11 protein-coding genes, 1 other RNA gene and 1 other annotated feature are annotated in these 14631 nt (G+C 40.9%); of the genes, 2 read left to right on the top strand and 10 right to left on the bottom strand.

Going from position 1 to position 14631, the window contains the following annotated elements; translation table 11 throughout:
- Positions 1–5: 5 nt before the first annotated feature.
- Positions 6–425 (bottom strand): cysteine metabolism transcriptional regulator CymR, encoded by a 420-nt coding sequence (cymR, locus tag FB379_RS01100; RefSeq protein WP_063387987.1) that lies wholly within the window; start codon positions 423–425, stop codon positions 6–8.
- A 135-nt stretch (positions 426–560) separates the two neighbouring features.
- Here cymR and FB379_RS01095 point away from each other — a divergent pair, with 135 nt between their 5' ends.
- Positions 561–1838: a replication-associated recombination protein A gene (locus FB379_RS01095; protein WP_063387986.1), complete on the top strand. Its 1278-nt coding sequence runs from the start codon at positions 561–563 to the stop codon at positions 1836–1838.
- Positions 1839–1970: 132 nt separating this feature from the next.
- Here FB379_RS01095 and FB379_RS01090 read toward each other — a convergent pair whose 3' ends face one another.
- The 5 genes from FB379_RS01090 to FB379_RS18395 all read right to left on the bottom strand — a co-directional run bounded on the left by FB379_RS01090 (position 1971) and on the right by FB379_RS18395 (position 6605).
- A complete protein-coding gene (locus FB379_RS01090; protein WP_063387985.1) occupies positions 1971–2738 on the bottom strand; it encodes a tRNA threonylcarbamoyladenosine dehydratase in 768 nt (255 codons plus the stop codon).
- 41 nt (positions 2739–2779) lie between these two features.
- Positions 2780–2972, bottom strand: a non-coding RNA gene (gene ssrS, locus FB379_RS01085) — 6S RNA.
- Positions 2973–3038: 66 nt separating this feature from the next.
- The gene (aspS, locus tag FB379_RS01080; protein WP_066250519.1) at positions 3039–4814 is read right to left on the bottom strand and encodes an aspartate--tRNA ligase; all 1776 of its coding nucleotides are present in this window, start codon (positions 4812–4814) and stop codon (positions 3039–3041) included.
- A 15-nt stretch (positions 4815–4829) separates the two neighbouring features.
- Positions 4830–6098, bottom strand: a complete 1269-nt coding sequence (gene hisS / locus FB379_RS01075; RefSeq protein WP_144596729.1) for a histidine--tRNA ligase — start codon at positions 6096–6098, stop codon at positions 4830–4832.
- Positions 6099–6159: 61 nt separating this feature from the next.
- Positions 6160–6378: a binding site (T-box leader), on the bottom strand.
- Positions 6379–6437: 59 nt separating this feature from the next.
- Positions 6438–6605: a hypothetical protein gene (locus FB379_RS18395; RefSeq protein WP_158640147.1), complete on the bottom strand. Its 168-nt coding sequence runs from the start codon at positions 6603–6605 to the stop codon at positions 6438–6440.
- A 139-nt stretch (positions 6606–6744) separates the two neighbouring features.
- Here FB379_RS18395 and FB379_RS01070 point away from each other — a divergent pair, with 139 nt between their 5' ends.
- Positions 6745–8430, top strand: a complete 1686-nt coding sequence (locus FB379_RS01070; RefSeq protein ID WP_158640146.1) for an N-acetylmuramoyl-L-alanine amidase family protein — start codon at positions 6745–6747, stop codon at positions 8428–8430.
- A 30-nt stretch (positions 8431–8460) separates the two neighbouring features.
- Here FB379_RS01070 and dtd read toward each other — a convergent pair whose 3' ends face one another.
- The 4 genes from dtd to recJ all read right to left on the bottom strand — a co-directional run bounded on the left by dtd (position 8461) and on the right by recJ (position 14237).
- Positions 8461–8901, bottom strand: a complete 441-nt coding sequence (dtd, locus tag FB379_RS01065; protein ID WP_066250512.1) for a D-aminoacyl-tRNA deacylase — start codon at positions 8899–8901, stop codon at positions 8461–8463.
- A gap of 15 nt (positions 8902–8916) precedes the next feature.
- Positions 8917–11100 (bottom strand): RelA/SpoT family protein, encoded by a 2184-nt coding sequence (locus FB379_RS01060; RefSeq protein ID WP_144596724.1) that lies wholly within the window; start codon positions 11098–11100, stop codon positions 8917–8919.
- Positions 11101–11325: 225 nt separating this feature from the next.
- Positions 11326–11838: an adenine phosphoribosyltransferase gene (locus FB379_RS01055; protein ID WP_063387979.1), complete on the bottom strand. Its 513-nt coding sequence runs from the start codon at positions 11836–11838 to the stop codon at positions 11326–11328.
- 20 nt (positions 11839–11858) lie between these two features.
- A complete protein-coding gene (gene recJ / locus FB379_RS01050; RefSeq protein ID WP_094246271.1) occupies positions 11859–14237 on the bottom strand; it encodes a single-stranded-DNA-specific exonuclease RecJ in 2379 nt (792 codons plus the stop codon).
- Between the last annotated feature and the right edge of the window lie 394 nt (positions 14238–14631).

Raw genomic sequence — 14631 nt, 5'->3', positions numbered from 1 at the left:
CGACTTTAAATGTAAAACATGTAAGCGTCCTGCTCATTATCTCCTGTATGGCTTGCTAAATCATCAAGTGTCGTGTTGTCAAGAACGTCCTTCACCGCATCGCGGATTTTTAACCATAGATGCCTTTGAGCAGGCGGTTCATCTTCAATTCCTTCAACAGGGGTGATCGGTCCTTCCAACACACGGATAACGTCACCAGCCGTTATTTTGGACGGATCGTTCGCTAAAATATATCCGCCATAAGCTCCGCGAATGCTTTTGACAAGTCCGGCATTGCGGAGAGGAGCAATTAATTGTTCCAAATAATGCTCTGATAAATCATGAGATTGTGCAATACTTTTCAAAGATGTCGGTCCTTCTCCGTACTTTCGCGCCAATTCAATCATAATCGTTAAACCATAGCGTCCTTTCGTTGAAATTCTCACGTTTCTACACTCCTATTTTTTAGTTTTTTTCAAGATTTTCACCATCTTGGTTCTACTTTAAACTTTAGACATTATAGCATATTATTTTATTAGTGGGTAAATGAGATGATATGATTTTTATTTGGGAGCGATAAAATGGAACCTTTAGCGTATAGAATGCGTCCAACCAAAATAGAAGATATTATTGGACAAGAACATTTAGTTGGAAAAGGAAAGATTATTGAACGAATGGTGCGAGCTAAATATTTAAGCTCGATGATTTTATACGGACCTCCTGGAATCGGAAAAACATCTATTGCAACTGCAATAGCAGGCAGCACTAACACGCCTTTTCGAAAGCTGAATGCGGTTGTCCACAATAAAAAAGATATGGAAATTGTTGTAGAAGAAGCAAAAATGTCAGGGCAAATCATTCTCATTTTAGATGAAGTGCACAGACTTGATAAAGGGAAACAAGATTTTTTGCTTCCATATTTAGAAAACGGCATGATTATTTTAATCGGTGCAACGACAAGCAATCCGTATCATGCCATTAACCCGGCGATTCGGAGCCGCTGTCAAATTTTCGAATTGCACCCTCTTTCTCCAGATGACATTATGATTGCCCTGAAAAGAGCTCTTACAGACCCAAGAGGACTGAGCGACTTTCCTGTTCAAATCAGCGACGAAGCTCTAAGACATTTTGCCGAAAGCTCCGGCGGAGATGTGCGTGCGGCGTTAAATGGATTGGAACTCGCCGTTTTATCAACAAAGGAAGATGAGAATGGGAACATTTGCATTACGGTTGAAATTGCTGAAGAGTGCATGCAAAAAAAGAGCTTTTCCCACGATAAAGACGGAGATCATCATTACGATGTTTTATCTGCTTTTCAAAAGTCTATTCGCGGGTCCGATGTAAACGCAGCGCTTCACTATTTGGCCAGATTAATTGAGGCAGGGGATCTTTCTTCGATTGCAAGGCGTTTAACGGTCATCGCCTATGAAGATATTGGTCTTGCAAATCCGCAAGCGGGACCTAGAACTCTTTCGGCTATAGAAGCAGCTGAGCGCATCGGTTTTCCCGAAGCACGCATCCCTTTGGCCAATGCGGTGATTGAACTATGTTTATCCCCTAAATCAAACTCTGCTTATAAAGCGATTGATGCAGCTTTAGCCGACATTCGCTCAGGAGTGACAGGCGAGGTCCCTTCCCACTTGCGCGATGCTCATTATAAAGGAGCAAAGCAGCTTGGCAGAGGAGTGAACTATTTATATCCGCACGATTATGAATCAGGCTGGGTAAACCAGCAATATTTGCCTGACCCCATCAAGCATAAAAAATATTACAAGCCAAAAAGAACGGGCAAATTCGAGCAGGCTTTAGCGCAAATATATGAAAATATCGAGAAAAAGAAAAAAGAAAAGGACGAATAGGAAGCTTCGGTCATGTCCGCGTCATCTTGAAAATATAAATAGGATTGTCCAAAATGTCAAAACCCCATGGAAAACGTAAATAAAAGGGGGCGTCAATAAGCCGAAAAACGGCTTATTTGACACCCCCATTTTTTAATCGTCGTCGCCGACACGATAAATTTTTATATCCTTCAGCAATTCATTAATCACATGACCAGCCATAATCAATCCGGCTACGGATGGCACAAAGGCATTTGATGACGGGGGCATTTTTGCTTTGCGGATCGTTGATTCGTTATTGCCGACTTCTTTTCTGACATCTTCTCTAATAACAACAGGGCGTTCATCAGAAAATACGACTTGAATTCCCTTTCGGATCCCTTCTTTTCGCAGTTTCGTTCGAATCACTTTGGCAATCGGATCTGTATGTGTTTTTGAAATATCTGCTACTCGGAAACGGGTTGGATCCGTTTTGTTGGCTGCCCCCATGCTTGAAATAATAGGAATATTCCGTTTCAGGCATTCCTTCATTAAATGAATTTTATAGCTGATCGTATCGCTGGCGTCAATCACATAGTCAGGGTTTAGCTTAAAAAAGTCTTCATACGTCTCTTCCGTGTAAAACATTTTTAATGCAATTACTTCACAATCCGGATTAATGTCAGCAATTCTTGCTTTCATTAAATCCACTTTCGGTTTTCCAACCGTCGACAAAAGCGCATGGATTTGCCGGTTAATATTCGTAATATCGACATCATCTTTATCGATCAAAATCAATCGCCCGATGCCTGATCGTGCAAGAGCTTCGACGGCAAAAGATCCAACTCCGCCAACCCCTAAAACGGCTACGGAGCTGTTTTTCAATTTATGTAAACCTTCTTTTCCAATCGCTAGTTCATTCCGGGAAAACTGATGAAGCAAAAAAATCACTCCAATTTGACAAAATTCAGTGTACAAACTAAAAAAGTCCCAATTGTGCCGTCGCCGTTTCCTTCGTTTTGAACCCGCTCTCAGCAGGTGGGTGCCCTGTTCTAAAGCTTTGTAAGTCCTCGTGCCATATGCATTTGAGGCATTTACTCACTTTAGAAACTCCGGGCTCCCATTTAAATCGTTGTTCGGTCAAAACTAGGTGTACGACGCACACATCAGGACTTAAATTTTGAATAAAGAATATCATAATTAGCATGAGATTTCAAGATAAAAAACAAATAATGGAAATTATTACCTTGAGCTATGTTTCACTTCAAGATGCAGTTCATCCAATTGCTCTTTGCTTACTTGGCTTGGTGCCTCCGTTAACAAACAGCTCGCACTTGCTGTTTTCGGAAAGGCAATCGTATCCCGTAAATTTGTTCTTCCTGCCAAAAGCATTACAATCCGATCCAATCCTAGTGCAATTCCACCATGCGGCGGCGTACCGTATTCGAAGGCTTCCAGCAAAAATCCGAACTGTTCTCTTGCTTGTTCCTCTGTAAAACCAAGAAGTTTGAACATCTTTTCTTGAACGTCTTTTTCAAAAATCCGAATCGACCCTCCGCCAAGTTCATATCCATTTAACACTAAGTCATATGCTTGAGCCCGCATTTTGAGAGGGTCTTTCTCAAAGTACTCCAAGTCCTCACGAAACGGCATAGTAAACGGATGATGCAATGCATAATAGCGGCCGTCTTCTTCATTATATTCAACGAGCGGCCAATCCGTAATCCATAAAAATTCAAGTTTATCTTCTTCGATCAGCCCTAAATCTTTTCCTAGTTTTAGTCTGAGAGCCCCCAACGAATCCGCAACAACATTCGGCTTGTCGGCAACAAACAGAAGCAAGTCTCCATTCTGTCCTTCAGCTGCTTGCAAAATACTATTTTGTTCATTTTCTGATAGAAATTTTGCAATTGGGCCTTTTACTTCATTTTCTTCTACTTTAAGCCAAGCCAAACCTTTCGCTCCATAATTGTGAACATACTCTTGGAGAGCATCTAGATCTTTGCGTGAAAATTCGTCTTTTTTTCCTTTTACATTGATTAGCTTTACTTGCCCTCCACCTGCAACTGCTTGACTGAAAACTTTGAAAGCGGAGTTTTTCACAATTTCAGATACATCAACAAGCTCCAGGCCGAATCGAACGTCCGGCTTGTCCGACCCAAAGCGCGCCATCGCCTCATCATATGGCATGCGTTGGAATGGAAGAGTAAGCTCGATTCCTTTCACTTCTTTTAACACATGAGCCATCATCTTTTCGGTTAGATTCATAATATCTTCTTGGCTCATAAAAGAAGTTTCTATATCTATTTGGGTAAATTCCGGCTGTCTGTCTGCACGCAAATCCTCATCGCGGAAGCATCTTGCAATTTGATAATATTTATCAAATCCTGAAACCATTAGAAGCTGTTTGAATATTTGCGGCGATTGCGGGAGCGCATAAAATTCCCCCTCATGGACGCGAGAAGGGACAAGATAGTCCCGTGCTCCTTCCGGTGTGCTTTTTGTTAAAATGGGGGTTTCCACATCAATAAATCCATTTTCATCCAAAAAGTTGCGAATCGCTCTCGTAATTTGATGCCGCATTTTTAACGTTTCAAACATGACTGGACGGCGCAAATCTAAATAACGGTATTTTAAACGAACCTCTTCCGAAATGTCCGCTTTTTGATCCGCAAGTGAAAAAGGAGGAGTTTTGGCGCTGTTTAAAATGGTTACCGATTGAACAACCACTTCCACTTTTCCTGTTCGAATGTTCGGATTAATCGTCTCTTCCGATCTTTTCACCACTTCGCCTTCAATGTCCAATACATACTCGCTGCGGATTTTCTCAGCTATTTCTAACGCTTCCTTTGAAACTTCAGGATTAAAAACAATTTGGACAACTCCTGTCCGGTCGCGCAAGTCGATAAAAATAAGTCCTCCTAAATCGCGGCGTCTTTGCACCCATCCTTTTAAAACGACCTTTTCGCCGATTGCTTTTTCGGAAATTTCTCCACAATAATACGAACGTCCAAACATCCTACATACTCTCCTTTACTTTCTCTCTTTTATATACTCTGCAAGTCGTTCAAATGCCACCGCATCTTGTTCGCCTGTTGCCATGTTTTTTACGTTCGCCACCCCTTTTTCTAATTCCTCATCACCTATGATGATGACAAATTTGGCTTGAAGCCTGTCCGCTTGCTTCAGTTGTGCTTTCATTTTCTTATTTTCATAATCTTTGTCTGCAGAAATGCCGGCTTTCCGCATTTCCTGCAATAGAGATACCGACCGTTCCTTCGCCCGATCTCCCAGTGCCACAATATAACAATCTAGACCTTTTTCAATCGGAAGAGCGATGTTTTCAGCATCAATTGCTGCTAACAGGCGTTCAATGCTTAAAGCAAAGCCGATCCCCGGCGTGCTTGGCCCTCCGGCTTCTTCGACCAAGCCGTTATATCTTCCGCCGCCGCATAAAGTCGTAATCGCCCCAAACCCTTCCGCATTGCTCATGATTTCAAATGCTGTATGGTTATAATAATCCAATCCGCGGACGAGATTTGGATCGATTTCATACTCAATGCCAAGCTCCGTTAAATATTTTAACACTTGATCAAAATATTGCTTTGATTCATCGTTTAAAAAGTCAATGATGGAAGGGGCGCTTTTCATCAATTCATGCTCGCGGTCTTGTTTACAATCAAGTATTCTTAACGGATTTTGCTCAAGCCGCTTTTGGCAATCAGAGCAAAATTCTCCAATTCTCGGCTTAAAATGGTTGACTAAAGCAGCACGATGTGCAGCTCTGCTCTCTTGATCTCCCAAACTGTTAATGACAAGCTTCAATTTTTTTAAGCCGAGCGATTGATAAAACGCCATCGCCAAAGAAATAACTTCAGCATCCAGCGCAGGGTCGTCCGAGCCGAGAGCCTCCACACCGAATTGAACAAATTGCCGAAAACGCCCTGATTGCGGTCTTTCATACCGAAACATCGGACCGATGTAAAAAAGCTTTACAGGCTGGTTCGGATCTGCGTACATTTTCTTTTCAACAAAAGCGCGGACGACTGCTGCCGTTCCTTCCGGTCTTAATGTTAAACTTCTTCCTTTCCTGTCGGAAAAAGTGTACATTTCTTTTTGGACAATATCGGTTGATTCGCCTACACCCCTTTGAAATAATTCCGTATGTTCAAAAATGGGGGTTCGAATTTCTTGAAAGCGATAAAGACGGCATATTTCCCTAGCTTTTTTCTCAACATATTGCCATCTTGAAGCCTCCGACGGCAAAATATCCTGTGTACCTCGCGGGATTTGAAAAGCCATTGTCGATTCTCCTCCACTTATAAAATAAATTCCATAAAAAAACCCGTCCCCTGACGATTCCCGTAGGGACGGGAGAGTCTCCCGTGGTGCCACCCTAATTGAAGCAATGCTTCCACTTAAAAGTTAACGCCTATTTACGTTTCCTCCTACTTTTACACCTTTCAGAGGAAAACCTCCGGAGTGTTCTTCACTAAGCGATCATGGGGAAAGGCTTTCAGCCTAAGGCCTTTCCTCTCTGTCCATGTGCATCCCAGCTACTTGTCTCCGTCATCGGTTGTTTATGTACGTTATTTTTAAATCTAGAATTTTATATTATCATACGAACAATACTGTGTCATGTCAAGAACGGCTGAGCCGATCACGGAGCTTTTTCGCCTCCTCTTGATTTAAACCATGCTCAAACGAAACCTCTATTAAAATATCCTGCATCGTACGATCACTGAAAGAAATACCAAACTGGTCATGAAAAATTGATGCGGAGAAAGAATGTTTTTCACTGGACCGCATATTTTTCCCCTTTCTTTTTCATCAGAATTTGCGTCTTAGTCTTCCCGCAAAAAAATGAAAAAATACTCAATGTAAAAAAGGAAATGCCGAAATAAAAATAGAAATAGTTTTTTGCATGAATGTGAAAGGAGCATGGCCATTGCGAAAAAAATGCTTTTTAATCGTTCTGTTGCTTTCACTGCTTTTTACTTCTACCGCTCCAGTTTTTCATTCAGCCCAAGCGGATACGCAATATGCAGTCATTAAGCAAGATAAAGTAAATGTCCGGACAGGTCCCGGTTTAAGCTATCCCGTAATGAAAAGCGTTCGGTACGGTGAAAAATACCCGATTGTCGCAAGAAAAGGAGATTGGGTGAAAATTCAATTAAAACAGGGCTCTTCCGGGTGGGTAGCCGATTGGCTTCTTTCAGTAGAAACCGAGCTTCAAAAAAAGGATTATGTCGTTTCTACGACTACCGGGTTAAGAATCCGTTCTGGCCCCGGGACAAACTATAAAGTTGTTGGACAGTTTCCTAAAGGGGAAAAAGCGCATGTGTTGATGAAACAGGGGAAATGGGTGAAAATTTCCTATAATGGCCGGCAAGGATGGGTCTCTTCGGCATATGTAGCTCCAGCAGCCAGCAAAGCCCCTTCGAATCAGAAGCATAGCCTCGGTACGGTTACAGCCACTATATTAAATGTTCGTTCAAAACCAAATGCACAATCATCAATTACCGGCAAGCTGACAAAAAACATGAAAGTTGAAATCATTTCGGAACAAGGCAATTGGTATAAAATTCGCTACAACAATGTGACGGGGTGGGTGTCGAAGCAATATATTACCAAAGCAGCAGATAAAAGCAGCAGCACTTCCCCGCAAAAAGGAAGGATTACAGCCAGTTCGTTAAATGTTAGAAGCGGTCCGTCTTTACACTCAAAAATTGTCGGTACCATTAAAAAAGGAACAGAGGTAGAAATCATAGGTGCAAAAGGAGATTGGTATCAAATTAGATATGCGAAAAACAAAACAGGCTGGGCATCCAAAAGATATATCGAAGCTGGCTCAAAGAAAACAAACGGCGCTCAATCAGTTGTCCTTTTATACGACGGAACAAATTTGCGCAGTGCACCTTCCACTTCTGCAAAAATTGTTCAAAGAGGAAACAAAGGGCAGACTTTTCCAATTGTAGGGATTTATAATAATTGGTATAAAATTCAGCTCCGAAACGGTCAAACAGCTTATGTAGCAAGCTGGGTCGTCACAACAACAAGCGAAAACATTTCCAATAAAGGGACAAGCATACCGTCAAAAGGTAAAAAAGTCATTATCGATCCGGGCCACGGAGGCTATGACAGCGGGACGATCGGTGTCAGAGGGACGCTGGAAAAACATTTAACCTTAAAAACAGCTAAACTTGTGTACAACAAATTAAAAAGAGCAGGTGTAAATGCAGTTTTAACTAGAAGCGACGATACATATATCAGCCTGCAATCCCGTGTAGGAATTTCTGTAAAAAACAACGCAAACGCCTTTGTGAGCATCCATTATAATAGCTCAATCATTCCAAGCGCAAATGGAATCACAACTTTTTATTACAATTCTGCAAAGGATAAAGCATTAGCAAATGTAATTCACAAAGAGATGGTGAGGCATGTCAATTTAAGAAACCGCGGTGTTCAATTTGGAAATTATTTTGTGCTGCGTGAAAATAAACGTCCTGCTGCTTTGCTTGAACTAGGTTTTTTGAGCAATCCTATGGAAGAGTGGACAGTCAGCACAAACGCTTACCAAGAGAAAATCTCACAAGCGATTTATAAAGCGGTCGTCAAATATGTAAACTCATAAAAAAATCGTGAGCAGCTCGCTCACGATTTTTTATTTGCTTTCGATAATCAATGTTACTGGGCCAACATTTGTAAATTCAACAGCCATCATCGCTCCGAAAGAACCCGTTTCAACACGTACGCCTTTTTCTCTCAGTTTGTCGTTGAAAGATTCATATAGTTTTTCAGCAATATCCGGTTTGGCTGCTTGCATAAAATTTGGCCTTCTTCCTTTCCGGCAATCGCCGTACAGCGTAAATTGGGAGACGGATAAAACTTCGCCCCCAACATCTAAAAGAGATAAATTCATTTTCCCTTCTTCATCATCAAATATGCGCAAATTGGCTACTTTATCCGCTAAAAACTCTGCATCCTTTTCCGTATCCTCGTGTGTAACACCGACTAGCACCATTAAACCGAACTCAATCGAACCAACAACTTGTCCATCTACTTTGACATTTGCATTCCTTGCTCGTTGTACTACAACTTTCATCATGTATTTCCTTTCTTAATTCATAATTCTCCGCACTGAATATACATCCGGTATTTGCTTGATCCGATCCACAACTTTTTGAAGATGGCTGACATTTTGAATCGAAATTCCTAAATGGATGTTCGCTACTTTGTTACGGTCCGTTCTTCCCGAAATTGTCGTAATGTTTGTCTTCGTCTCTGTTACAGACTGGAGCACTTCATTTAATAAGCCGCGCCGGTCAAAACCTAAAATCTCAATTTCCACATTGTATTCCTTCCGGCCGTCCAGCTGATTTTCCCATTCCACTTCAATTAACCTGTCTTTTGCATCCTCTTTATTAACATTTGGACAATCAGACCGGTGAACAGATACCCCTCTTCCTTTTGTAATAAATCCGACAATATCATCGCCAGGGACTGGGTTGCAGCAGCGGGAAAGCCTGATTAACAAATTATCAACACCCTTTACAGACACTCCTGCATCACGGCGCTTCGGCCGCCTTGCACCTTGTTGAACCACCTTTTCCATCAATTTTTCCTGCTCTTCTATATCCCGCTGTTTGCGAATTTTTTCGACTAGGCGGTTTGCAACCTGTAAAGCAGTAATGCCGTTGAAGCCAACCGCCGCATACATATCGTCCTCGTTTGAAAAATTAAATTTTTCCGCGACACGTTTTATATTTTCCTGAGTAAGGACTTCTTTCACATCAAAATCCATCGCTTTAATTTCTTTTTCAATTAATTCTTTTCCTTTTTCAACATTCTCCTCTCGGCGCTGCTTTTTGAAAAATTGGCGAATTTTATTTTTCGCTTGAGAGGTCTGCGTCAATTTAAGCCAATCTTGGCTCGGACCGTAAGAATGCTTCGACGTCAATATTTCCACTATATCTCCGGTTTTTAATTTATAATCAAGAGGCACTATTTTTCCGTTTACTTTTGCTCCGATCGTCTTATTGCCTATTTCAGAATGAATTCTGTAGGCGAAATCAATCGGAATCGACCCGGCGGGAAGCTCAATGACATCTCCTTTTGGAGTAAATACAAACACCATGTCAGAGAACAGATCAACTTTCAATGCCTCCATAAATTCTTCGGCGTTGGAAGAATCGTTTTGAAACTCCAATATTTCTCTAAACCAGCTCAGTTTTTTATCAAAAGATGTAATGCTTTTTCCTTCTTTATAAGCCCAATGGGCGGCAATCCCGTATTCAGCGATCGCATGCATTTCGTATGTGCGAATTTGAACCTCAAGGGGATCCCCCTTCGGACCGATGACAGTCGTGTGAATGGATTGATACATGTTTGTTTTCGGCATTGCAATATAATCTTTAAATCTGCCAGGCATCGGCTTCCAGCATGTGTGAATGATGCCAAGCACTGCGTAGCAGTCTTTTATGCTGTTCACAATAATTCGCACAGCCAGCAAATCATAAATTTCGTTAAATTGTTTATTTTGGAGAACCATTTTACGATAAATGGAATAAATATGCTTCGGCCGACCGTACAGCTCTGCCTTTATCTTTACTTCTTCAATTCGCTTCTTTAAATCTTCAATTACCTCTTCAACATACTTTTCCCGTTCTGCACGTTTCTTTTTCATCAAATTGACAATTCGGTAGTATTGCTGCGGATTTAAATACCGCAAGGCTGTATCTTCAAGTTCCCATTTGATTTTTGAGATTCCGAGGCGATGGGCGAGAGGAGCAAATATTTCCAACGTTTCATTGGCGATTCTTCGCTGCTTTTCCTGCGGCAAATGTTTTAACGTACGCATATTGTGAAGACGGTCTGCCAGTTTAATTAAAATGACCCGAATGTCCTTCGCCATAGCGACAAACATTTTCCGGTGATTCTCCGCCTGCTGCTCTTCTTTTGATTTATATTTAATTTTTCCCAGCTTTGTTACTCCATCCACAAGCATAGCGACTTCATCGTTAAATTCTTGTCGAAGCTCGTCTAATGTCACATCCGTATCTTCCACAACATCATGTAAAAAGCCGCCTGCAATCGTTGTAGGATCCAGCTCCAAATCTACTAGAATCCCGGCAACCTGCACCGGATGCATAATATATGGTTCGCCTGATTTGCGATATTGCCCATGATGGGCGTTTTTTGCAAACTCGTATGCTTTTTTTATAAACTCTATATCGTCAGGCGGAAGATACTTCTCCGCTTTTTCGAAGATCTGTTCAGCTGTCAACATTTGTTCGTTTGCCATGGGATCACCTTTAATTGTATATACGTTATTGTTTTTATTATTAAATAAAATTAACAAACATGTAAAGAGAAGAATACGATCCTTTTGAAAAGGGGGAAAAAAAAATAGAGCTGCTGCAGCTATTTTGCGAGTGGATGGAAAATATTACAACTTCTAAAGTTTTTCATTTTATTGTTTTAAAAAAAAGCACCCATTAAGAGTGCTTCATTTATAGATTTGCGCCGATTAATATTTAATCAATGCTAATATATCATAGCCTTCAAGCCTTTTTCTGCCCTCAAGATAAGACAATTCAATTAAAAAGGCAATGCCGGCAACCTCTCCGCCAAGCTGTTCCACTAATTTAATGGTAGCTTCAATCGTCCCTCCAGTCGCCAGCAAATCATCGGTTATTAACACTCGCTGGCCAGGCTTAATCGCATCTTTATGAATGGTTAATGCATCTTTTCCGTACTCAAGCCCGTATTCCACCTTGATCGTTTCGCGCGGAAGCTTGCCTTCTTTTCGAACAGGTGCAAAACCAACTCCGAGAGAGTAAGCAACTGGACAGCCGATGATAAACCCTCTTGCTTCTGGACCGACAACAATATCAATCTTCTTTTCACGCGCATATTGAACAATTTGGTCTGTTGCATATTTAAATGCTTCCCCGTTGTCCATTAATGTTGTGATATCTTTAAAAGAAATGCCCGGTTTTGGAAAATCTTCAACAATTGTCACGTATTTTTTTAAATCCATCACTCGTCCTCCTCGGTTGTTTACCATTCATGAACTTGTAAAAATTTATCGGCATCTCGTTTCAAGACTGCCTTTTCAAACCATTCCTTCAGTTCTTGATAAGAAGAATAGAGAAGCTGCTGTTCCAGTTTCATTTGATCCAGCTTCTGCTGATATGTTCCGGATTCTGATAAATCCCGTTTTTTCACCTTTTTGTTTAATGTAATCACACCATTGTTTATTGTAACAAATTCAAGTTCAAAAAACACCTTTGTCATAAAAAAGATCGTTTCTTTTGTCCAGCCACGGTATTTGGCTAAATCTTCCCCATATTTTTTGTAATCGAAAGAATTTTTTTTCGTTAAGAATGCGTAATACCATTTAAAATGCTCTCTTGTCGGCATTGTTTGAAAAAAGTGGTCTGCATGCTGATAAAAAATAGCATAAATTCTTTCAGGCATTCCTTGCTCAAATGCTGAAACAAGAAATTCGATTGCCGGGGGCATATCGAGAAATACAACATACTTATTGGAAACATCTATATTTTTGTAATCCTTTATTTCTGATATTATATGAATTTCATGAATGTACGGTTGATCTTTATATAATTTTATAGATTCTTCATGAAAGGCGATCAGCAATCGTTTTTCAGCAGGAAGTTTAGAGAGCAAAGCCTCCGTTCCTCTTGAACCTCGCCAATCAAAAAGCTGCCACGCTGGCACGGCAAGGTCTTGAAGCAATAGCTGCGGCTTTTTTACATAATTCCATTCGTTGATCGCAAGCTCACCGACAATAGAAACGTTTGCGAAAGGAGATATTTCTTCTGCCAATTCTCCCTGTCCAAAGCCGACGACATCTAATTCAAATTCCTTCTCCTCAATCTTCATTTTCAAATGATTTCCGTTTACCCCAATTTTTCTAACATCTGCCGCATTGACATTTTCTAGTAAAAAGAGCGGCTTCGGATTATCGACTCCGAAAGGGGCAAGCTTCTCCAGCTCTTCGACTGCTTTTATTGTGACATGCTCCAATGAACAGGCACATTCAATGTTTTTTACAGGAATAAAATCTTCATCTGAAAGCTGACTATTTGCAAGATCGATCATTTTTTGGCGCAGCTCGTCAATATGCTCTGCTTTCAGCGTCATGCCAGCAGCCATCGTATGGCCTCCAAAATGAGGGAGAAGCTCCCTGCATTCCGATAAGTTTTTAAATAGATCAAACCCTTGAATGCTTCGCGCAGACCCTTTGGCAAGACCTGTCTCACGATCAATGCTCAACACGATGGCAGGACGGTAAAATTTTTCGACCAATCTGGAAGCAACGATTCCGATCACTCCAGAATTCCAGTTTTCTTTTGCGACGACTAAAACAGGATTGTCTTCGATTGGAAAATTTTTTTCAATTTCCTTAATCGCTTCGTCCGTTATCTCTTGTACAAGCTTCTGCCTTTGTTTATTTAATTGATCGATTTCCTTAGCAAGCATATCAGCTTTTTCTTCATCATCTGTCAACAACAATTCAACGGCAGGATCGGCTTCTTTCAGCCTCCCTGCCGCATTGATTCTCGGTCCTAAAACAAATCCTATCGTTTCCTCATTTACGGAAGATTTGTCCACTCCAGCAATGGAAAGAAGCGAATTTATGCCAGGTCTTGTCGTCGTTTTTAATTTTTCAATCCCTTTTTTCGCAAGAAGCCGATTTTCTCCGTATAGAGGTACTAAATCAGCAATTGTTCCAATGGCTGCGATCTCTATCAGAGATTCTGGAACCTTGCCATAAAGGGCATGGGCCATTTTAAAAGCAACGCCTACACCTGCCAGCTCCTTAAAAGGATATGTTGAATTTGGCAATTTCGGATGAATGATCGCATACGCATCAGGCAAAACAGGCCCCGGTTCATGATGGTCTGTGATAATGAGGTCGATTCCAAGCCTTTTGGCTAAATCCGCTTCATTGATTGCCGCGATGCCGGTATCAACTGTTATAATCAGCCTGCATCCTTTTTCATGAATCATTCGGAAAGCATGTTCGTTTGGCCCGTATCCTTCTGAAAATCGATTCGGTATGTAAAAATCGACGTTTGCCCCCAATTCCTTTAATGCCGTCAACAGGACGGCAGTGCTGGAAACGCCGTCCGCATCATAATCACCGTATACGACAATCTTTTCACCAGCGCGGATTGCTGCAAAAATACGCTCACATGCCCGCTCCATCCCATCCAACAAAAAAGGATCATGAAATGAAGGTTCCTTTATATGTAAAAACTCTTTTGCTTCTTCAACATTTTGAATGCCGCGATTCACAAGTAATCGAGCAGTCAAATATGTAATATTCAAAGAGTCGATTAATGCTCGAACAGCCTCTTCGTTGGACTCATCCCTATATAAACGATTCCAACGAAATTTAGATCTCAGCATGATTTCACCCCTCAACTTCTCCTATTATACAGAACGAAATGAAATGTTTTCAAACACTATTTTTAAGGTTATGTTTCTTCATAAGAAAGAGAGGGGCTGTCCGATGAGTTCCTAAAATGAAGGAGTTTGGAGAAATACATTGTGAAGGACAAAAATAATCGAATAAAATTTGTAAATGTCCTTCATAGAAGCAATGAAGTCCAACTGGAATAAATTGTATGCACTGAATGTCCGTCATAAAACTTTTGGAGAACGTAATGAAGAAAGAGAGCATAAGAAAAACATACTAACATTAGTAGTGTAAATTATCATTTTATCTCCGCATAAAAAGCCTTCTTTTTTGCAAATTCCTTCGGGATGTTCTTCTCCCCTTTTCTGAAAGAGTGTGCTAAAT

The organism is Aeribacillus composti (genome assembly GCF_007827555.1).
Classification (GTDB): Bacteria; Bacillota; Bacilli; order Bacillales; family Aeribacillaceae; genus Aeribacillus; species Aeribacillus composti.
The sequence above is the reverse complement of the archived record's forward strand: the minus strand, read 5'-3'. Positions and strand labels throughout refer to the sequence as shown.

Coding starts and splice junctions, on each gene's coding strand:
- FB379_RS18395 (WP_158640147.1), bottom strand. CDS start 6,605: ATGCGGTCCAGTGAAAAACATTCTTTCTCCGCATCAATTTTTCATGAC.
- FB379_RS01055 (WP_063387979.1), bottom strand. CDS start 11,838: ATGGATTTAAAAAAATACGTGACAATTGTTGAAGATTTTCCAAAACCG.
- dtd (WP_066250512.1), bottom strand. CDS start 8,901: ATGAAAGTTGTAGTACAACGAGCAAGGAATGCAAATGTCAAAGTAGAT.
- FB379_RS01060 (WP_144596724.1), bottom strand. CDS start 11,100: ATGGCAAACGAACAAATGTTGACAGCTGAACAGATCTTCGAAAAAGCG.
- aspS (WP_066250519.1), bottom strand. CDS start 4,814: ATGTTTGGACGTTCGTATTATTGTGGAGAAATTTCCGAAAAAGCAATC.
- recJ (WP_094246271.1), bottom strand. CDS start 14,237: ATGCTGAGATCTAAATTTCGTTGGAATCGTTTATATAGGGATGAGTCC.
- hisS (WP_144596729.1), bottom strand. CDS start 6,098: ATGGCTTTTCAAATCCCGCGAGGTACACAGGATATTTTGCCGTCGGAG.
- FB379_RS01095 (WP_063387986.1), top strand. CDS start 561: ATGGAACCTTTAGCGTATAGAATGCGTCCAACCAAAATAGAAGATATT.